This is a genomic window from Desulfosarcina cetonica JCM 12296, from assembly GCF_001311845.1.
Taxonomy (GTDB): Bacteria; Desulfobacterota; Desulfobacteria; order Desulfobacterales; family Desulfosarcinaceae; genus Desulfosarcina; species Desulfosarcina cetonica.
In genome coordinates this window covers 1-19,679 of record NZ_BBCC01000119.1, presented here as the reverse complement: position 1 = coordinate 19,679, position 19,679 = coordinate 1, and the positions used below count along the sequence as shown (strand labels likewise).

At 56.1% G+C, this 19,679-nt stretch carries 22 protein-coding genes and 2 pseudogenes; 7 read left to right on the top strand and 17 right to left on the bottom strand.

Annotation, left to right across the window (positions count from 1 at the left end; genetic code table 11):
* The 5 genes from JCM12296_RS40140 to JCM12296_RS22315 form a co-directional block, all read left to right on the top strand.
* Nucleotides 1-386 (top strand): hypothetical protein (locus JCM12296_RS40140; RefSeq protein WP_172684036.1); only part of this gene is annotated, 386 nt, incomplete at its 5' end.
* 12 nt (nt 387-398) lie between these two features.
* Complete coding sequence (locus JCM12296_RS22325; RefSeq protein WP_054698222.1) at nt 399-710, top strand: YbaB/EbfC family nucleoid-associated protein; 312 nt, start codon at nt 399-401, stop codon at nt 708-710.
* 70 nt (nt 711-780) lie between these two features.
* Nucleotides 781-1,278, top strand: a complete 498-nt coding sequence (recR, locus tag JCM12296_RS22320; protein ID WP_479690877.1) for a recombination mediator RecR — start codon at nt 781-783, stop codon at nt 1,276-1,278.
* A gap of 29 nt (nt 1,279-1,307) precedes the next feature.
* Nucleotides 1,308-1,379, top strand: coding sequence for a hypothetical protein (locus tag JCM12296_RS51530; protein ID WP_479690878.1), 72 nt, complete (start codon nt 1,308-1,310; stop codon nt 1,377-1,379).
* Nucleotides 1,369-1,809 carry a YkgJ family cysteine cluster protein gene (locus JCM12296_RS22315; protein ID WP_054698220.1) on the top strand — a complete coding sequence of 147 codons (441 nt, stop codon included), beginning with the start codon at nt 1,369-1,371 and terminating at the stop codon, nt 1,807-1,809. Before JCM12296_RS51530 ends, JCM12296_RS22315 begins: the two co-directional genes overlap by 11 nt.
* A 114-nt stretch (nt 1,810-1,923) precedes the next feature.
* On the opposite strand, the gene JCM12296_RS22310 is transcribed toward JCM12296_RS22315, so the two are convergent.
* The 16 genes and pseudogenes from JCM12296_RS22310 to JCM12296_RS22245 all read right to left on the bottom strand — a co-directional run bounded on the left by JCM12296_RS22310 (nt 1,924) and on the right by JCM12296_RS22245 (nt 17,889).
* Nucleotides 1,924-2,103: a hypothetical protein gene (locus tag JCM12296_RS22310; protein WP_054698218.1), complete on the bottom strand. Its 180-nt coding sequence runs from the start codon at nt 2,101-2,103 to the stop codon at nt 1,924-1,926.
* Between the two features lie 23 nt (nt 2,104-2,126).
* On the bottom strand, nt 2,127-2,954 hold the full coding sequence (locus tag JCM12296_RS22305; protein ID WP_054698228.1) for a hypothetical protein: 828 nt from the start codon (nt 2,952-2,954) through the stop codon (nt 2,127-2,129).
* A gap of 49 nt (nt 2,955-3,003) precedes the next feature.
* Entirely contained in the window at nt 3,004-3,189 is a 186-nt protein-coding gene (locus JCM12296_RS49385) for a CBS domain-containing protein (protein ID WP_306304108.1), read from the bottom strand.
* 102 nt (nt 3,190-3,291) lie between these two features.
* Nucleotides 3,292-4,586: pseudogene (locus tag JCM12296_RS22300) on the bottom strand (chloride channel protein); the annotation flags it as partial.
* A gap of 269 nt (nt 4,587-4,855) precedes the next feature.
* On the bottom strand, nt 4,856-5,539 hold the full coding sequence (locus JCM12296_RS22295; RefSeq protein ID WP_083456407.1) for a PTS sugar transporter subunit IIA: 684 nt from the start codon (nt 5,537-5,539) through the stop codon (nt 4,856-4,858).
* Nucleotides 5,540-5,600: 61 nt separating this feature from the next.
* Nucleotides 5,601-6,716 (bottom strand): mechanosensitive ion channel family protein, encoded by a 1,116-nt coding sequence (locus JCM12296_RS22290; RefSeq protein ID WP_054698214.1) that lies wholly within the window; start codon nt 6,714-6,716, stop codon nt 5,601-5,603.
* Between the two features lie 297 nt (nt 6,717-7,013).
* On the bottom strand, nt 7,014-7,592 hold the full coding sequence (locus JCM12296_RS22285; RefSeq protein ID WP_054698212.1) for a response regulator: 579 nt from the start codon (nt 7,590-7,592) through the stop codon (nt 7,014-7,016).
* A gap of 66 nt (nt 7,593-7,658) precedes the next feature.
* Nucleotides 7,659-8,498 carry a CheR family methyltransferase gene (locus tag JCM12296_RS22280; protein ID WP_054698210.1) on the bottom strand — a complete coding sequence of 280 codons (840 nt, stop codon included), beginning with the start codon at nt 8,496-8,498 and terminating at the stop codon, nt 7,659-7,661.
* A gap of 55 nt (nt 8,499-8,553) precedes the next feature.
* Nucleotides 8,554-9,753, bottom strand: a complete 1,200-nt coding sequence (locus JCM12296_RS22275; RefSeq protein WP_281492117.1) for a protein-glutamate methylesterase/protein-glutamine glutaminase — start codon at nt 9,751-9,753, stop codon at nt 8,554-8,556.
* Nucleotides 9,743-10,207: a chemotaxis protein CheW gene (locus JCM12296_RS22270; protein ID WP_054698208.1), complete on the bottom strand. Its 465-nt coding sequence runs from the start codon at nt 10,205-10,207 to the stop codon at nt 9,743-9,745. The genes JCM12296_RS22275 and JCM12296_RS22270 overlap by 11 nt, the downstream gene beginning before the upstream one ends.
* Nucleotides 10,208-10,266: 59 nt before the next feature.
* Nucleotides 10,267-13,509, bottom strand: coding sequence for a hybrid sensor histidine kinase/response regulator (locus JCM12296_RS22265; protein WP_054698206.1), 3,243 nt, complete (start codon nt 13,507-13,509; stop codon nt 10,267-10,269).
* A gap of 371 nt (nt 13,510-13,880) precedes the next feature.
* The gene (locus JCM12296_RS22260) at nt 13,881-14,645 is read right to left on the bottom strand and encodes a succinate dehydrogenase/fumarate reductase iron-sulfur subunit (protein WP_054698205.1); all 765 of its coding nucleotides are present in this window, start codon (nt 14,643-14,645) and stop codon (nt 13,881-13,883) included.
* Entirely contained in the window at nt 14,642-15,043 is a 402-nt protein-coding gene (locus JCM12296_RS45380) for a hypothetical protein (RefSeq protein WP_281492118.1), read from the bottom strand. The genes JCM12296_RS22260 and JCM12296_RS45380 overlap by 4 nt, the downstream gene beginning before the upstream one ends.
* A gap of 16 nt (nt 15,044-15,059) precedes the next feature.
* A pseudogene (locus JCM12296_RS22255) lies at nt 15,060-16,552 on the bottom strand (fumarate reductase/succinate dehydrogenase flavoprotein subunit).
* A gap of 71 nt (nt 16,553-16,623) precedes the next feature.
* The gene (locus JCM12296_RS22250) at nt 16,624-17,265 is read right to left on the bottom strand and encodes a succinate dehydrogenase cytochrome b subunit (protein WP_054698203.1); all 642 of its coding nucleotides are present in this window, start codon (nt 17,263-17,265) and stop codon (nt 16,624-16,626) included.
* 75 nt (nt 17,266-17,340) lie between these two features.
* Nucleotides 17,341-17,889 (bottom strand): HD domain-containing protein, encoded by a 549-nt coding sequence (locus JCM12296_RS22245; protein ID WP_054698201.1) that lies wholly within the window; start codon nt 17,887-17,889, stop codon nt 17,341-17,343.
* 279 nt (nt 17,890-18,168) lie between these two features.
* Here JCM12296_RS22245 and tolQ point away from each other — a divergent pair, with 279 nt between their 5' ends.
* Complete coding sequence (gene tolQ / locus JCM12296_RS22240; protein WP_054698199.1) at nt 18,169-18,879, top strand: protein TolQ; 711 nt, start codon at nt 18,169-18,171, stop codon at nt 18,877-18,879.
* A 21-nt stretch (nt 18,880-18,900) separates the two neighbouring features.
* On the top strand, nt 18,901-19,341 hold the full coding sequence (gene tolR, locus JCM12296_RS22235; RefSeq protein WP_054698196.1) for a protein TolR: 441 nt from the start codon (nt 18,901-18,903) through the stop codon (nt 19,339-19,341).
* A 34-nt stretch (nt 19,342-19,375) separates the two neighbouring features.
* Here the strand turns inward: tolR and JCM12296_RS40135 are convergent.
* Nucleotides 19,376-19,679 (bottom strand): hypothetical protein (locus JCM12296_RS40135; protein ID WP_172684035.1); only part of this gene is annotated, 304 nt, incomplete at its 5' end.

Below are 19,679 nucleotides of genomic sequence, written 5' to 3'. Positions count from 1 at the left end.
CGCCAGTGGCACAGCCGCCGACCGGTGGCTCTTGGGACGCGGTGATCGCCGCCATTCGGGAATCCAAACCGTCCATTGCCGGTGCGCTTTCACAGGCGCAATTGACCGCCGTCAGCGATGCGGTTTTCACGGTTGCGCTGCCGGACAACGGCTTTACCCGGAACATGATCGATAAAAACCGGCGTCTGATCGAGGCTGCCTGCCGCGAGCATGGCGGGGGGCGCGGGTTCGACGTCGCGGCGGCGAATGCGTCGTCGGGCGGGCAGCCGCTTGCCCAGACCAAGCAAAAGACGGAAGACATTCGCCAGCAGGTGCTCAATCACCCGCTGGTGGCCGATGCCGTGGATATTTTCAGCGGAACCATCGAAGAGATTAAAATCAGATAGGAGGATACGCCGATGAAGGGCATGGGAAACATGATGAAGCAGGCCCAGAAGATTCAATCCAAGATGCTGCGCATGCAGGAGGAGTTGGCCAGCAAGACCGTTGAAACCACTGCCGGTGGCGGCATGATCAAAGTGGTGGCCAACGGTTCGCAGCAGATTGTCTCCATTAAGATCGAAAAAGAGGTGGTCGATCCGGAGGATGTGGAAATGCTTGAAGATTTGGTGCTTGCAGCCGTCAACGACGCACTGGCCAAATCCCAGCAGATGGTTTCATCGGAGATGAGTAAACTCACCGGCGGGATGAAGATTCCGGGACTCATGTAATTACCGCAGACCAAATGGAAGCAATCGCTTGGGGCCGTGAATCCGGCTGAGCCGGTTGCTTGGGCACCCTATGGATTACTACCCTGTTTCCATCAAGAACCTGATCCGCAGCCTGGCGCGTCTTCCGGGAATCGGACAGAAGACCGCCGAGCGGTTGGCCATGTATATTTTGCAGCAATCGGCGGAAGACGCGCATCAATTGGCACGCCATATTGTTGAGTTGAAGAAGCGGATGCGGCTATGCGAACGGTGCTTCGCCTTGAGCGACGACCGGCTGTGCCGGATTTGCAGTGATCCTTCCCGGGAGAATGGGCTGGTTTGCGTGGTTGAACAACCGGCCGATTTGGCGTCCATTGAAAAATCCGGTGCTTTCAAGGGGCGCTACCATGTTCTCGGGGGCGTGCTCTCGCCCATGGACGGTATCGGGCCCGATGATATCCGGATCAGCGAACTGATCGACCGGATCGAAAGAGACGCGATTCGTGAAATCATCCTTGCCACGGGCACCAATGTGAGGGCGAATCCACGGCTGCCTATATTGCCGGCATTCTGGCGCCGTTGCCGGTGACTGTCAGCCGAATCGCTTCGGGGGTTCCCATGGGGGGGGACTTGAAGTATGTTGATCAGGTAACGTTGAAGCGCGCCATGGAGAGCCGACATGGAATCTGACCAGAAATCTGAACCGAAGCCTGAATCAAAGTCTGAACCGACTTGCGATGATCTGTTTTCGTGTACCCTGTGTGGCGATTGCTGCAAGGGATATGGCGGAACCTACCTGACGCCGGCGGATGTCGAGGCCATCGCCGATTATTTGGGGACCACCCCGCAGGCGTTGGTGAGCGGTTATACCCAAATTTCCGGTACCCGGCGTGTGATCGCCCAAGGGGCAAACGGATACTGCATTTTTTGGGACAAAGTCTGCACGATTCATCCGGTGAAGCCCTGGATGTGCCGGCAATGGCCATTCATCCCCGCCGTCTTGGTGGACGTGAACAACTGGCGGGCCATGGCCGCTTCCTGCCCGGGAATGAACACCGAGCTGACCGACGAACACATCCATGCCTGCGTGGCAAAAAAAATGACCCGTCGATCCGAATAACCCCTGGCCTGGCAGCGGTTTACTGCCAGTTTTTCTCGTCTACAAGCTGATACACGACCGCTGCCGGATCATCCCCTGCACGTTTCTGGATAATGTTTCGTTCCACCAGCCGTTTTAATTCCCGATCCAGGAGCCGATGCTTTCGTTCCACTTTTCGGCCAGGGCGTCGAGCGTGATCGGCATGCCGGCATCGACCAGGGCGCAACATAAGAGATAAAGCGATACCGTTTCGACGGCAAGTCCCATGGAGAATATCTTCTGGCGCATGGCGGGTTCGGGGTAGGGGATTGGCATGGTTTTCTCCTTTGGACGCGGCTTTATGCGGCAGTCGTGTATTTGGGGCCGGCAATTAAAAGGGTGTTGGAGATGGTGGATTGAATTTTTTCCATCATGCTGCCGAACATGATGTCGTGAATCAGACCATGGCCGTAGGCTCCCAGCACGACCAGAGCATCGTGGGGAACGGCATACAGGTTATCTTCGAAGTTTCCCTTCTCGAAAAACGTCCATTCGCCGAGTACCATCTGTAAGGGGGCCCAAAGCCCTTCGTCCTTGACCACGGCTTCGTATTCGGATGGGCTTTGTTTCCCCAACTGGGTAAAAAGATCCAGGTGCATGCCGGCGCTCTTGGCCACCCGCAGCCCCAGGCGCAGGGCATTGACGGCATTGGTGCTGCCGCCGAAAAAGACGGCGACATGCTGCCAGGGTTTATAGGCCGGGCTGGTGAGCAGAACGGGAAACCGGGCCGCCTGAATGATGCGGCGAACCCGCGGCCCGATATATCCCAGACCGATTTTGGACGAGAGGTCGCTGATACTTCGCGGACAGCACATGTATTCGAAATTGGTGGGAATGTCCGGCAGGGTCGAGGCCGTATAGTTTTTCGGTATGAAGAATTCGGGTTTGATCTGAGCCGCTTCCAGGAGCTCGCGGGCATGCGTCTCGGCCGTCGGCGGATCGTTGAGGTAGGAACCATCGAGATCTACCTGGACGACGTCATTTTCGAAATACATCAGGAACTTGGTGAATTCTGGAATGTAAACCGTCGGCAGAATGCCCATTTTCTGGCAGAAGTAGATGGATTGGAGCAGGGTTTCGCGTCCTAGGGGGGTATTTCTAAAAATATGGAATAGTTTTTGTGCCATGTGCCTTTTTCCTTTGACGGATTCGCAAGGAGCCCGATAGTTGCCCACATTACAGACGACCGGTCTGGACCATCAGCTCCTTGCGGTAGCGGTCCAAAAGCGTGGCCTTTGATATCATTCCCTGGAAACGGCCATCCGAAACCACCGGCATGCTGAAGATGCGGCCATCATCCATTTTTTGCAGGACCTCAGTAAGGTCGTCGCGAGGGGAAACGGTTTTAACCCGGGTGTTCATCAATTGACCGGTGAGCACGGCGTGGTGCATCGCCGGATCGAACAGATAGGGCCGGATATCGTCCAGGTGAATCATCCCCAGGAACCTGCCGGTCTTCCGATCTTCCACCGGAAAGTAATTGCGATGCGAGGACTTGACGATGTCGATGAGCTCGGACAGGCGCATGTCGGGGTGAATACAGATGCAATCGGTTTCAAGCAATTCCTCGATGCTGAGATCGGTCAGTACCCGGGCATCGGTGCCGGGGCGCAGGAGCTGTCCCTGTTCCACCAAATCCTTCAGATAGAAGGACGCCGGTTCGATGGTGTGGCAGAGGGTGGTGGCGATGGCCGAAACGACGATCAGCGGCAGGATGACCTCGTATCCGCCGGTAATTTCGATGATCAGGAAAATGCCGGTCAGCGGTGCCTGCAGAATGCCGCTGATCAGACCGGCCATGCCCAGAAGGGCGAAACAGCCCTCGTTGACCCATACCACCGAGGGCCACAATGCCGCGATCAGGCGGTGGAAACTCAACCCGACGAAGGCCCCGATGGCCAGGCAAGGAGCAAAAATGCCGCCGGATCCGCCCCAGCCCAGGGTCAGCGATGTGGCGACGATCTTGACGATTGAAATGCCGGTAATCAATAACAGGCCGGTGGGGAAACTGCCATCAATGGCCAGGCGAATGGCAGAATAACCTTCTCCGAGGACGTAAGGCAGGAAATAGCCGATACAACCCACCATGCAGCCACCCAAGAAAGCACGCACCCAAACCGGCCGGGCGATGCGGGTGGAAGCGTGGTGGCTGACGCGCATGGCGCGGGTCAAAAGGATGGACGCGATGGCACAGAAAATCGCCAGACCCACGCAGGCCAGGATGTCGTGAAACTGAATGTTGAAAACCCGGTGGTCGAAAACGATCTGGTTGCCTTTGAGAAATCGGCTCACCTCGGTCCCGGCCACGGCCGCGATGGCGATGGGAATGATGTTCATGGTGCTCCATTCGCCGAGAATCACCTCGACGGCGAAGACCATTCCCGAAATGGGAGCATTGAAAATGGCGGCAATGGCGCCCGCGGCACCACATCCCACCAAGGCCACCCGCTGGCGGTCATTTAACGAAAAGGCCTGGGCAATGTTCGAGCCGATGGCCGCTCCGCTCATCACCACCGGTGCTTCCGGGCCGCTGAACCGCCGCTGCCGATCGTCAGACAACTTGAAATCAATCGTGAAAAGCTGGAGCGCAGGCGCAGCAGTCCGCCATAGCGCGATACGGCATAAATCACTTCGGGGACACCATGGCCGGCGCCCTCGTTGACGATCTTGTCCAGAAAAAGGGCCGAAAGCGCGGCGCCGGCACCCGGTAGAAATACCGCCCACCACTGGACCCGGTACTCGTGCAACCATTCGAGCATCGTTTCCAGGCCGCGGTTCAGCAACAGCGCGGCGATGCCGCTGCAAATACCGACGATAACGGCAAAGAGGATCAGGAGCAGCCGGTCGTCGGATCTGAAAAGCGACCAGTTGCCCGGATGCTTCAATATATTAAGAAAACGTGTCATTGGGCATAGCTGATGTCGGCTTCAGGCACCCGTTGGGATGCAGCCAAAGCGGATGAAGATGAACGAAGGCCGGTTCCCGCTGTTTTCACATGCCGGACCCATGGGATCCACGGCCGCGGCGGTCAGTAGTCGTCAAGGCGGGTTTCGAAAACCGATACCCGTTCGAAAAGGGCCGCGGCATCGGGACGGGTTCTCAAGAATTCGACGAATTCATTGTTCCGGATGCAATAGGAGAGCCTGGAAAGCAGATGCAGATGAAGCTTGACCGTCTGGCTGATCAGCAAGAATAGAACAAACACCGGCTGATCGTCGATGGCGTTGAAACTGACCGGCGTCTCCAGAAAGCAGGTGGTGATCATCGCCTGTTCGGGCGGTTGGGAAAGCGGGTCACGGGGATGGGGGATGGCAATGCCGTTGCCGATGCCGGTGGATGCCAGGTGTTCCCGGTCAATCAGCTTGGTCAATAGCTCCTCGCGCATGTCGGCCGGTAGAAAGTCGACATGGGAAACCGCCGATTGCAACACACTCTCCACGTTGTTGCCGCCAACCCCATGGCAGACTTTTCCCCGTTGCATGGCCGAAACCAGGGAGTCGAGAGGGGCGGTGAGCAGCTGCTGGGGGGGCTCCGTTTCGTGCAAGGTGAAAGGCAGGCTGTGCAGGGCGGCCCACTTTTCCAGGGTTGGTTGGCTAAAGATCACCGCGTCGCCACTTCGCTGAACGGGAATCCTGCCCTGGCGGATCCACCGCTCCAAGGTTGAAGCAGGTAAATCAAGGGCTTCGGCAGCGGTTTTCATGGGTAGTTTCATGGTGACATCCCGATCCGACGATTTCTGAAAATTCCGAAAATACGACGGTTTGCCTGATTAATCAAGGCTTTTGAACATTTTTTTGCTGTTCCCGATGGCGTGAGATCAAGGTGATATCGCGTTTGGGGTAGGGGATTTCGATGTCATGTTGTTCAAACAAGGATTTTACCGTATCGGTGATGTGGGAAATGGTGTCCATCCGCCTGCGGGCGTCCTGGATCCAGACCCGTAACTGGAGCGACACGGCGGACTCCCCGAAATCCCTTACGACCACCTTGGGCGGTGGGTCGCGAAGAATCCAGTCGGCTAACTGGGCCGCCTGGATAATCAGGGCTTTGGTTTTGGCGATGTCGGCGTCGTAGGCGACGTTGATATTGACCCGCACGCGGATGGAGGTTGAAATAATCGTGTAGTTGACGATGTCACGGGTCATGATTTCGTTGTTGGGGATGATGACCACGATGTTGTCCGTGGTCCGAATGCGTGTGGCGCGAAGGCCGATATCGATCACATCGCCCCAGGTTGCGCTGCCGGCCGGCGCGCTCCAGACCTCGATGCGGTCGCCGATTTCGAAGGGTCGATCGATGATCAGAAGGATTCCGGCAATCAGATTGGAAAGGGTGTCCTTGGCGGCAAAGCCGACGGCCACGCCCATGACACCGGCACCGGCGATGAATGGCATGACGTTGACGCCGATGACATCCAGGGCGATAACCACCGCCGTGGCGTAAACAATCGCACCGGAGAACTTGTTGAGCAGATCGATAACGATATTGTCGATATGGGTTTCTGTCCGATCTGCCAGGTTGCGTTCGAGATACTCCAGGACGATGAGTAGAAGGGCCTTGATCGGCGTCGCGGCAACAATGATCAGGATCGCGTGAAAGATCCTTTCGAAGGCGGTCATGTGCAGCAGACGGATCCAGATGACACCCACCAGCCAGATCAGCATTAGCCCCGTCGCCTTGCGCAGGACGGCGAAAAACTCTTTCTGGACCTGAATCAGCGGCAGGTGGTCGGCCCGTTTTTCCAGAAGCGTCAGCGTCCGTTTGGCAATCAGCCAGATGATCCAGCCGGTCACAAGGGATGTGACCGCATAAACCAGGCTCTTGGTGATCGGCGCTTCACTGCCGACAAGGGCGATCAGCCAGTCAAGATAGTGGGTTGCCAGCTCCATGGTCCGTGTTCGTTCGGGTTGAAATGGATAAACGGGTAATAAATATCAATATGTTGCCAATATGATCAGGGTTCTATCATGTTTTCAGTGGGTTGTTAACTGAAAAGGCGGATTCCGCTTTTAGGCGGGCATCCTAGGACGAGACCATCATAGAAAGGGCGTGGACATAGAAAAGGTGCGGCGGCAAGGGGAACGGGACCCTTCGAATTCAATCGAAGGGCCGATCCAAGAGATGCCGGAGACGCAATCTCGGGCGCTTCCGGTGGGGGTGGCGAACACCAGGATCGCGAAAGCGGATCAAGACGGCGATGCGGTCTCCAATGCCTGCATGACCAAGCGGATGCGACTCTCCGCGTCGATGTCCGTTTTCGCCAGCGCGGTTTTGACGGCGGTAAGGCGCTGATTCATGTCCGCCACCATGATTTCGAGATCCTGGATGGTTTCCGCGGAGGTTTTTTCGGTTACATCCATGGCTTCACGAAGATCGCTGGCGTTCTTGATCAGCATTTTCAGATTGCGGATCTTGTCCAGGCGCAGGAAGAGTTCATCAAAATTGATCGGCTTTTGCAGGTAATCCACGGCGCCTTTCTTCATCGCCTCAATGGCGTTGTTGATGGAGGCGTGGGCCGTGATCAAGATGACTTCGGTTTTGATGTTGATTCGTTTGGCTGCTTCGAGGACGCCGATGCCATCCACGCCCCCGGGCATCATCAGATCGGTCAACACAACATCGTAAAATTGCTGGCCCAGCCTGTCGACGGCCAGCAGGCCGTTTTCAACGGTTTCGACCGTGTAATCCTCGTTCGCCAACCGCTTGGTCAGAAGGGCGCGGGTAACTGGGTCGTCGTCGACCACAAGGATGCTTAAGTTTGCCATAATTTGATTCTCCCCTGGTAAAACTGCCAAAATGATATGCTTTTTTCACTGGCGGTGGCGTAGCGGTCAACTCAACTGGTAGTAGACGGATCGCAAATGGCGCTTGGGAACAAACCGTGGACAGACACCGGTCAATGATTCGGTGGACCCGATGATCAGATAGCCGTCGGGTTCCAGTACATCGGCAATTTTGTTGAACAATTTTTTCCGATCCGGAAGGGTAAAATAGATCGCGACATTGCGACAAAAAATAATATCGAACTTGCCCAGGCCCATAAACGGCTGCATCAGATTCATGCGTCGGAAAGAGGCCATGGCTCGGATCTCATCCTTGATCTTCCAGTTGTTGCCCGCCATGGTGAAATAGCGCTGCAGTTTTTCACGCGGCAGTCCTCTTTCGATTTCGAATTTGTTGTAAGTGCCGGCGCTGGCTTGAGCAACGGCGGCATCGGACAGGTCCGTGCCGACAAGGCTGACCTTGGGGCCGCCGGATGGACCGAAGAGCTCTTTGAGAACAATGGCAACGCTGTAGATTTCCTGGCCGGTGGAGCAGGCGCTACTCCAGATTTTAAGCTGCGTGTTCCCTGCCCGTGTTCCCTTGGCCGACCGGGCGTCCATCAAGTCGGGAAGAATCTTGAATTTCAGCAGATCGAACGGGTTGGTGTCACGGAAAAAGAGAGTCTCGTTGGTGGTGATGGCGTCGATAATCTTCTTCTCAAGCTTGCCGCCCGAGTTCGATTTGGCTTTGTGGTAGAATTCCGAGTAGGATTTGCAGCCTTCCTCTTCCAGAAGCTTTCCAAACCGGGTCTCCAGAAGATAGGCTTTGGACGCATCGATACTGATACCGGACAAATTATAGATATAGCTGGAGAGAATTTTTATTTCTTCCGGTTTGATTTTTATCATATTCCGTTTCCCAACGCCATGGCGGTACGCTTCACCATGCGCTCGTCTTGAGAACCTATCCCACCCGGACCGTCTTGACGATCGTGTCGGCGATCTGATGCAACGGTCGTACGGCATCCGCAAGCCCTGTTTCCACGGCTTCCTTGGGCATGCCGAACACCACACAGGTGGCCTCGTCTTGGGCGATAATCGTGGCGCCGTTTTGCTTCATCAGCTTCAGTCCCTGCGTTCCGTCGGACCCCATTCCGGTCATGATCACCCCCGTGGCCCGTCCGACATAGTGGTGCGCCACGGAGCGAAACAGGTAGTCGACACTGGGTCTGCAGCTGTTTTCAGGCGGATCGTCGGTGATCTTGATTACACGTGTTTTTCCATCGGCACCAGCGACGATTTTCATCTGCTTGCCACCCGGTGCGATCAAGGCTGTATTGGGCAGAAGCGGTTCGCCCTGCTTGGCTTCACGTACGGCAATGCTGCATTTTCCCGCCAGGCTGTTGGCCAGTGACTGGGTGAACATGGGGGGCATGTGCTGGACAATGACGATGGGGACACCCAGATCCTTTGGAATCATGGGCAGCATTTTGGCCAGGGCATTGGGGCCGCCGGTCGAAATGCCGATGGCGATAATTTCCGAGCGTGATTTGCCGATTACGGTTCGTGGCACCCGCGAAGTGGCCGGAGATGCCTTGCGCAGGGAAAGCGCTGCCCTGGGTTTGCTTGCTGGGCGCGCCATAACCTTGGAACGGCCCGTGAGCCGCACGCTTCTTTGAAACGCACGAATCATGGGGGTGATGGTATCGGCCACCTTCTTGCGGTTTTCCGCCATGGTGCCGGATTGCGGCTTGGGAATGAAGTCGAAAGCCCCCAACTCCAGCGCCTTCATGGTCATGGCCCCACCTTCCTGGGTCAGGGTGCTGAGCATGATGGCACCGACGTGTGGGGCTTGCTGCTGAATATGGGCCAACACCTCAAGGCCGTTCATTTCCGGCATTTCGATATCCAAGGTCAGCAAGTCCGGTTTCAGGGAAGCCAGTTTATTGACCGCCGCCTTGCCGTTGTGGGCACTGCCCACCACTTCAACCCCGGGGATGGTCGCAAGCACGTCGCTGACGATTTTTCGGTACAGGACCGTGTCGTCGACAACCAACACACGTAGCGGTTTGCTGTTATTTATCAAGACGCTACCCTCATCACGATTCGGATTGGCCATGCTTCGGACGGTGAACGGCACCCGTCGCTGGGTTCTATTTCTCATTGTTCAATACTTTTTCCACATCCAGGATGCCGATCAGGCGGTCTTTGGTTTTAAAGACCCCCTTGAAGAACTTGCCTTGGACCCCACCGATGTTGGCCGGCGGCGGCTCCACCTTGTCCAGGTCCGCTTCGACGACATCGCTGATGCGGGTAACCAGAAGGCCGATATATTCCCCTTTTGAATTGACGATGATGTTCCGGCTCATGTCGCTCAGTTCGGTGGCACTGAGCTTGAGCTTTTTCCCCAGATCGATGATGGTCACGATCTGCCCCCGCAGGTTGAGGATTCCCATCACATATTCCGGTGCCTGGGGAACCGTGGTCATGTCCATCAATTTGTTGATTTCCTGGACGTTCAGGATGTCCATGCCGCAAAGTGCCTGCCCTACATAAAAAGTGGCCATTTCCACGGTACGGCTGGCCATTTTCTTTGCTTCTGCAACTGCTTTTGCCATTGCCTGTCTCCTCGGTAACGCAAAGGGGCGCTCCCCTTGAGAAGCGCCTTCGATATCGCCTACAAGTTGCTTAAAAATCCATAAATGCTACGAATCAATTTTTCACGGTCCAGTTTGATCTGATAATCACTGATACCGACTTGGCGTCCTTTTTCAATATCTTCCTCACCGGCAAGGGTCGTCAATGCAATCACCGGAAGATGAGAGAACGCATTGCTTTCCTTGATCCGTTGGGTTAGCTCGAATCCGTTCATGTTGGGCATTTCGATATCCGTCACCACCAGGGAGATCTCATCGGCATGCTCCTGCAAAAGATCCCAGGCAACGGCCCCGTCCTCGGCTTCGATCACGGCATAGCCTTCGTCTTCCATGTAGCTCTTTACCTGATTGCGGAAGAAGTTGGAGTCTTCGGCAAAAAGAATTTTGGCCGCTTCGCCGTTTTCGCCGGTGATTTTCTCCAAGGACTCAAACCACTGCGGATTCAAGGTCTGGACGATTTCATAGACATCCACCATCAGGGTCGTGTGGTCGTTGATGATGGCCGACCCCATAATGCCGGGCTGTTTGAGGGTCTGGCCGTCCACATCCAGGGAGAGTTCGACGGCATCCACCGGCCCGATGGCCAACAGGCCGATTTCCTTGCCGTTCAGGATGAAGACAATCACCAAAAGATCGTCGACGTCCGCCAGTGGCTGGACCATCGCCACTTCCTCGACAGAGAAGAGCGGCAGGCTGCCCCCCCGATAGCGGATGATGCGTTTACCGCCAACGGTTTCGATATCCGTCGATTTGATTTTCTCGATGCGCTCCACCATGTTAAGCGGCGCCGCAAATTGTTCGTTTTCAGCACTGCGGAAGACCAGCAGGGATTGGCGATCTTTTTGCTCGCGAATGGTCCGCAGGTTCTCCTCGGCGACTTCCTCCGCCCGTGAGGAACCTTCCAGAGAGGTCAAGCCGGCCATCTGGGCCAGATTGGCCACATCCAGAATCAAGGCCACCCGGCCATCTCCCATAATGGTGGCACCCGCGTAGCCCTTGCATTTTTTCAGGTCTCTGCCCAGGGGCTTGACAACGATCTCCTCCGAGTCGTGCAGTTCGTCCACCACCAGGCCGTATTTCATGGCTCCGGTGGACACGACGACGATATTCAAGGCACTGGCGGAATGGTACCGGCGGTCTTCAGTGGACCGGGTATCCATTTCCTGAGCATCTTCCGGTGCTGTTTCGGTCGACAAGCAACGGTCATGATTTTCGGTGGCGTCCACACCGCTTTGCTTGGACCGTCGGTCGGCCAGGGCTTGCCGGCGATCAAGGCGTTTTTGGCCGGTTTTGGGATCGATATAAACGGATTTCGTATCGATGACGTCGGATAGCTTGATCAGCGGTAACAGATTGCCCCTCAGTCGCACCACTTCCGCATCGCCCACGCGTTCAATACGGTCTTTGGCCTGGCTGGCGGGGATGCGCAGCAGCTCCTCCAGATTGACCTGGGGGATCGCGTAGCGCTCCAGACCGGTCATGACGATTTGACAGGGGATAATGGCCAGGGTCAGCGGCAGCTTGATCCGGATGGTCGAGCCTTTACCCAGCTCGGACACGATGTCGATAATACCGCCGAGTTTGTCCAGGTTGGTCTTGACCACGTCCATGCCGACGCCCCGACCCGAGACATCGGTGATTTTCTCAGCCGTGGAAAATCCCGGCAGGAAGATCAGATTGATCCTTTCTTTATCGGACATGACCTTGGCTTGGTCTTCGGAGATCAGCCCCTTTTCAAGGGCTTTCTGGGTCAGCACATGACCATCCAGCCCTTTGCCGTCATCCGAGATTTCGATATTGACTTGGCCCGCTTCATGATAGGCTTTGAGATAGATTTTGCCTACCTGCGGTTTGCCAGACCGCTGCCGAATGTCCGGTGGTTCGATGCCGTGGTCCACGGCGTTGCGCACCAGGTGGGTTAGCGGATCGCCGATGGCTTCGATGATGGTTTTGTCCAGTTCGACATCTTTGCCTTCAAGGTGCAGGTCGACCCGCTTGCCCAATGATTGGGAAAGATCCCGTACGACCCGTGGAAATTTATTGAAAACGTTGCCGATGGACTGCATGCGGGTCAGCATGATGGCTTCCTGCAGTTCCGAAGTGATCAGGTCGATGCGCTGGCCGGCGATCTCCGCGCCGCGGTGGTCTTCGGAACTCATGGATTGAAGCAGTTGGTTGCGGCTGAGCACCAGCTCTCCCGCCAGGGTCATGAGCTGGTCCAGCAGGCTGACATGCACGCGCAGGCTGGTATCGGTTTCGACCTTTTTGGCCTCCGGCTTCTCGGTTACGCGTTTCGGCTGTATTTTCGAGGCATTTGATGGTGTCGGGATCTCAACGGTTTTCACCTGTGCCGTGGCTTTTGGGGCTGGTGCAACCGGCTCGGGTTTGGTCTCGGGTACATCTGCCGGGACTTCTCCGAGAGCCCGCGTCGTTAAATCGGCATGAACCTGATGGATCTGATGGTCGGGCAGGTCGAAAAGAACATTGATATCCTCTGGCTTTAGAATCGTACCAAAAAGAATGACAAACGGCACTGCGGGAGAATCGTCCTCGGGTTTTAGGGCCTTGACCGTTTCGATATCGATACTGCTGGCAAGCAGGATTCCGGTCTGCTCCATGTCCTCGATCACCGTAGTGGTGGATTTGCCTTTTTCGACGATGTCGTGGGCGATATCGATCTTTACGAGGTAGACCCACTTGCCTTCGTCCATTACCCCTTTCACGATGGCTTCATCGGCCTCAAGGGTTGCATCGGGATCACCCGCGGCTGCGATGGTCACCTGCTGGCCTTGAGGGCTGGTACCATCCACGGCAGCCGCCTCAGGTGCCGGCACCTCGTTTTCGGCTGCCGTCAGGGCGGGTGTATCCGCCAGGGCACGTCCGCTGGCAATGGCTTGAAGATCATTGACGTGCTGGGAAATATCCACCTCGTTGCTGGTAAATACATCATTCATCAAGGCCTTTAGGGTATCCGAGGCCGATAGCAAGATATTGATGATTTCCGGCGTCGGAACCATTTCCCGACTTCGGATTTTCCCCAGGATATTTTCCATTTCATGGGTCAGGTCCTTGATCGTGGTCAGCCCCATGAATCCTGCGCCACCCTTAATCGAGTGTGCGGCCCGGTATACCTTGTTAACGAGATCTTCGTTGATGTCAGCCCCAGCCTCCTCAATGGATAGTAGATCGGTTTCGATATCCGCCAGGTGCTCGATGGACTCCTCGAGATACATCTGCAAAGTTTCGTCGTCTTGAATGGGCATGCTTGACTCCTTTTAAGGGAAAATTCGCTGTCACCGATTTCGAGCAGCCCCCATCATCGATGCCATGGCCTGGATAGCGTGGGCGGATGCTGCTTAAGTCGCTGGCGTGTTTGAAATCGGCGGAGGCCGCTGGTTATGTGATCATTGGGAAACCGGCTGACGATTTCTATGTGCTTTATATCTGCTGACAAAGGGAAAACTTTAGCCGTTTTTAAGGTGTCCGGGCACGGGCAAACGAAGCCCGGGGCACCATGGGCGGTGGTTGACAGCGGCGGGCGTAAGGTAAGAGGGAACGGGGGGCCTGGGAATCATCCGGCGGGGATGGCAAAATATCATCCCCGCCGGTGAAGGCATGCTTATGGGGGACGTGTTTACATGGCGCGCGAAAAGAAACTGCTCTTCAAGTATTCACGGTTGAGCCGAGCAATGTTGGTGATCGAAATTTCCTTGGGGCATTCGGCTTCGCATTCGGTTTCATTGGTGCAGTTGCCAAAACCCAGGGCATCCATGGTGCGGACCATGTTCAACGCGCGCCGGGCCGCCTCCGGCCGCCCCTGGGGCAGAAGGGCCAACTGGGAAACCTTGGCGCTGGTGAAGAGCATGGCCGATGCATTCGGACAGGAGGCCACGCAGGCACCGCAGCCGATGCACTGGGCCGCATCCATGGCCAGATCGGCCACCTCCTGGGGCACGGGAATGGCGTTGGCATCCTGGGCCCCGCCGGTATCCACGGAAATGTACCCGCCAGCCTGGATGATCTTGTCCAGGGCGCTGCGGTCCACCGCCAGATCCTTGATCACTTTGAAGGCCAAGGCCCGGAACGGTTCGATGGCGATGGTATCACCGCTTTTGAAGTGACGCATGTGCAGCTGGCAAAGGGTGGTCCCCTTTTCGGCACCATGGGCGCGGCCGTTTACCACACAACCGCACATGCCGCAAATGCCCTCGCGGCAGTCATGATCGAAGGCGATGGGTTCTTTCCCGTCGACGGCGAGTTGTTCGTTAACCACATCCAGCATTTCCAGGAATGACATGTCCGTCGATATATTGTTGGCGCGGTAGGTTTCAAAACGGCCTTTGTCCGCAGCCCCTTTTTGGCGCCACACTTTGAGTGTCAAGTCGATGTTCTTGGTCACTTGTAACTCCTTTGCGTAAGTTTGACGTTTTCAAATACCAAAGGCTCTTTGTGAAATGCCGGGGCCTTGCCGTCACCCGTGAATTCCCAGGCGGCCACATGGCAGAAATTGTCGTCGTCGCGCAGGGCCTCATTCTCTTCGGTCTGGTAGCGTTCGTTGAAATGCCCGCCGCAGGACTCCTGACGGTCCTGGGCGTCGATGAGCATCAATTCGGCAAATTCCAGGAAGTCGGCTACGCGGCCGGCCCGTTCCAGGCTCTGGTTGAAGTCAGCTGAGTTGCCCGGGATCTTCACATTCTTCCAGAATTCATCCCGCAGTTCCTGGACCATCTTCTGGGCCATGGCCAGTCCTTCATTGGTGCGGGCCATACCGCAATATTCCCACATGATGCGTCCCAGGTGCTTGTGAAAATCATCACGGTGCGTTTGCCGTTGATTCCCAGCAGGCGATCCATGCGGCCGGTGACAGCCTTTTCCGATTCGTCGAAGGCCTTGTGCTGGTAGTGATGTTCGTTTTGGGCGTCCCGGCCAGATAACCGCCGATGGTGTAGGGCAGAACAAAATACCCGTCGGCCAATCCTTGCATCAGCGCGCTGGCGCCCAGGCGGTTGGCGCCGTGATCGGAGAAGTTGGCTTCACCGAGGACGAAAAGACCGGGCAGGGTGCTCATCAGGTTGTAATCGACCCACAGCCCACCCATGGTGTAATGGATGGCGGGATAGATCATCATGGGGGTTTCGTAAGGGTTGTCGGCCGTGATTTTTTCATACATCTGGAACAGATTGCCGTATTTCTTCTCGATCACCGCCTTGCCGTCGCGCTTGATCGCATCGGCGAAATCAAGGTAGACGGCCAGACCGGTTTCGCCCACCCCCTTACCTTGGTCGCATTGCTCCTTGGCGTTGCGCGAGGCTACGTCCCGGGGAACCAGGTTGCCGAAACTGGGATATTTCCGTTCCAGGTAGTAATCGCGTTCCGACTCGGGAATCTCCTGAGGGCGTCGCTTTTCACCCGGGTTCTTGGGTACCCAGACGCGACCATCGTTGCGCAGGCTCTCGCTCATGAGGGTCAGTTTGCTCTGGTAGGTGCCATGCACCGGAATGCAGGTGGGATGAATTTGGGTAAAACAGGGGTTGGCGAAAAAGGCACCTTTCTTATAGGCCCGGAAGGCGGCGGTTACGTTGGAGGCCATGGCGTTGGTGGAGAGAAAGAAGACGTTGCCGTAGCCGCCGGTGCAGAGCACCACGGCGTCGGCCGCATGGCGTTCGACTTCCCCCGAGATCAGGTTGCGCACGATGATGCCCTTGGCGTGACCATCGACAACGACCACATCGAGCATTTCACGGCGGGGAAACATCTTGACCTTGCCGACGGCTACCTGGCGCATCAAGGCGCTGTAGGCACCCAAAAGCAGCTGCTGGCCCGTTTGCCCGCGTGCATAGAAGGTACGCGATACCTGGCACCGCCGAAGGACCGGTTGGCCAAAAGTCCGCCGTAATCCCGGGCAAAGGGGATGCCCTGGGCGACGCCCTGGTCGATGATGTTGTTGCTGACCTGGGCCAGGCGGTAGACGTTGGCCTCGCGGGCCCGAAAGTCACCGCCCTTGACCGTATCATAAAAGAGCCGCCAGATGCTGTCGCCATCATTGGGATAATTCTTGGCGGCATTGATGCCTCCCTGGGCGGCAATGCTGTGGGCGCGTCGGGGGCTGTCCTGGATGCAGAAGGTCTTGACATTGTAGCCGAGCTCGGCCAGGGTGGCCGAGGCCGACCCACCGGCCAGGCCGGTACCGACGACGATAATGTCGAATTTGCGTTTGTTGGCCGGGTTGACCAGCTTCAGTTCAAAACGGTGCCGATCCCATTTTTCGGCAATCGGTCCTCCGGGTATTTTTGCATCAAGTGCCATGGTATTTCCTTTCTGGACAAGGTGGGGTCAAGCGCCCCTCCGTTGCGAGGTTATCGAATGGCCGCGCCGAATCAGGCCAGCAGGAAAATATAGACGGGCAGAAAGCCGAACCCCACACCGACGATCACGGCGAAGACGATGCTCAGGGTGCGGATCAGCGGCATATATTTGGGATGGTTGGCGCCGACGGTCTGAAAAGCGCTCCAGAAACCATGGCTGACATGAATCGCCGCGGTAACCATGGCCACGATGTAGATGGCCACATAGGTGGGGCTGGTGAAGGCGCTTGAAACAATGGCAAAAATGGTTGTGTTGGTCTTGTCCACAAAGTGAAAGTTCATCAGGTGGAAAACGATGAAGGCCAGCAGGATGACGCCGGTATAGGGCATGGTGGCCGATCCGATGGTCCGGCCGCCGGCGGATTTGTTGACCGCGTAGCGCACCGGTCGGGCTTTGAGGTTGCCCAAAAAAAGGATCACGCCGGTGATGACATGGATCAACGCGAACGTCAACAGCCCCACTTCCGCCACGGTGACCAGTGGTCCCAAGGCATGGAGGTGGGCGGCATAGCCGTTGAAGGCATCCTGACCTCCGTAAATCGTCAGATTGCCTGCCAGATGTGCGGTCAGGAATCCGCAGAAACTAAACCCAGTAATGGCCATCATCAGTTTTTTGCCGATGGACGACCCCAGTGTACCGGTAATCCAGTTCATCTTAGCCTCCCGTTTGTAAGTGATTGTCAAAAATTTTGAACAAGGGTAAACACTTATTGCGAGGGGTGGGTCCTGTCAAGAGAAAATTTTAAGCCACCATGAATCCCATTCAGTTTTCTCAATGCTTTTAGAAAGTTCCATCCCAACAGAAGTTTCCAGGCGCTCCTGAATATGATGGGCCCATTTCGGGGGGGCGGCATAACCCATGTCAGACAGGGATTTCAAATCGATGAGGAACGCCAGTTGGTCGGCGTCATGGGCCAGTTGGGCTTCGAGCGTTTCACGGGCGTTGAATTCATCTATTAATTCTGAGACTTGATTCCCAAATGAGAGCCCCTGGGTCAAATGGGATACGGCGGCAGATTCATCGGCGGTGACATACTGCTTCTGCACATAGTTGATGTCTCCCATGCGCGCCTCGGGCAGATCGTGTACCAGACACATGGCCAAGAGCCGCTTCTGGTCCGCTTCCGGTTTCAGTTGGGCCATTACCCAGGCGATGCACATCACGCTAAACGTATGTTCGGCAACGGATTCCTTTCCCGGGCCGAGGAATTGGTAGCCGGTCCGGTGGACCCGTTTGAGCAGCATGGCTTCAAAAAGGAATTCAGCAATTCGATCCATGGTCAACCTCATTGGGTGGTTTTTGCGTCCCGGGGTGCCGGGAAGAATGGAAGCGCGCCGGTGTTACGGTTCATCGGGCGCCCGCCGGCCCCGTACGCGCAAAGCCTTATATATACGGTGTTTCAAATTTCAAACTGCTTGACACCGTTTGATGGCTTGTATAGTTATACAGACACTTTTTCAAGGGGTTGCGGTCTGTTTGCCGTATCGGGAACGGTTTCGCACATAGGGCGGCCAAGCCTGCCGAAAGCGTTCCATACTCGAATGGGAGTGTTGTAAATGGGTGCTAACCAGATGGATTATATCCATATCATCGCCAACGCCAGCCTGATGGTAAAGTTCGTGCTGATGCTGTTGCTGTTTTTCTCCGTAACATCATGGTCGATCATCATCATCAAGGCCCGCTATATCCGCAAGGCATTCAGGCAATCGGACATTTTTATCGACTATTTTTGGAAGAGTCGGGATTTGGCCAGTGCCTTTACCAAAGCCAAACAGCTGGATGGCAGCCCGGTGGCGCGGATCTTCAGAACCGCCTATAGCGAACTGCGCAAACTCAACACCAGTGGAAAGGCCGTTGAGGAAAACAGTGGGCCGGAAAAACCGACCTTACGCCATGAATTTTCCAGTAGCGGCAATGTCAAACGCGCCCTTCGGCGGGCCATTAACACCGAAATGACCCGTCTCGGACAGATGGTCCCGTTTTTGGCCACCACCGGCAACACGACCCCGTTCATCGGGTTGTTCGGCACGGTATGGGGCATCATGAATTCCTTCCATGGTATCGGTCAGCGCGGCTCGGCCAGCCTTGCCGTCGTGGCACCGGGTATTTCAGAAGCCCTCGTGGCAACCGCCGCCGGTTTGGCCGTGGCGATCCCGGCGGTTATCGCGTTTAACCATTTCATGCAGAAAATCCGGATCATTGAGACAGAGCTGAACAGTTTTTCGGCTGACTTTCTCAATATTCTCGAACGGGATATCCTGCGATAGAGATCGCCACAAGGAGGCCTCATGGCTATCGGCAGTGGCAGTGACCGGCTTATGTCGGATATCAACGTTACGCCCTTTGTGGACGTGATGCTGGTTCTGCTGATTATCTTCATGGTTACCGCCCCGATGATGGTTCAAGGGGTTGATGTGGCCTTACCGGAAGTCAGCGCCCAGCCCATGGAATCCGAGAAGGAAAATATCACCGTGACCATCGACCGGGAAAACAATATCTATATCAACGACTTCCAGCTGCCGCTGACGGCGTTGCGGGACAAGTTGGAAAATGTGATGCAGGGTCAGCCCGATCGTGAGGTTTTTTTCCGTGCCGACAAGGATGTCGCATATGGGATGGTGGTTTCCGTGATGGCGGAAATTAAGGCGGCCGGCATCGAGAAGCTGGGCATGGTGACCGATCCCTTCGACGAGGACGCCGCGGATCCATCATCCGGTAAGAAAGGCTGATGAAAAGGAGCATCCCTGTGTCGGGTTCCTTCAGTCATGCACCGATGACCGATGGGCAGACCTCCGTGGTATACCCTGTGGCACTTTCCCTGATTTGCCACGCCGTGGTGATCGCCCTTTTTGTGATTTCCCCAACCCTGCGGTTCGACAGGCCCCAGCCACGGTCATCCATCAGTGTCAGCATGGTTTCGATGCGCACGGGGTCGACCAATGCGGGGGCGACGGCCGTTGCGGCCAAGAAATCGGCTGCCGCCGAAAAGCCCTCTCCGGTCAAGGTGCCCGCCCCCCCCCAGCCGGCGAAGACCGTGGCACCACCAGCGCCCGCCGCCAAGGCCGTG